The following is a 312-nucleotide window of genomic DNA, read 5'->3' on the forward strand; positions in this document are numbered from 1 at the left end:
CATTAAGGCATGAGATGCAATTCCCCTTAAATCATAAATATTCTGCAACGCAATACGTAGCTTGGCATTTGTAAAGTTGTAATTCGTTAAGTCATAGGTTTCCGTTGAGCAATTCCCTAGTCCAAGGTTCTGGCGAGATGTAGCCTTATCAACAACATCATCCAGATTCTTGTTTTTATCCATTTTCCCGGAGAGAGTCGATGCGATTCCATTCCATGCAGGTCCAGTCCAGGTTGAACCATCAGGCAACCGGACGGTGATGGTCCCGGTGCCAGAAAATAACTGCTGCCAGTTCTGCTTGTCGTAATTCAG

1 pseudogene is annotated in these 312 nt (G+C 44.6%); it reads right to left on the reverse strand.

Annotated features, from left to right (window positions below):
- Nucleotides 1-312, reverse strand: a pseudogene (locus FDX11_RS25175) (phage tail protein); the annotation flags it as partial.

Source organism: Citrobacter sp. wls714 (assembly GCF_005281025.1).
GTDB lineage: Bacteria > Pseudomonadota > Gammaproteobacteria > Enterobacterales > Enterobacteriaceae > Citrobacter > Citrobacter werkmanii.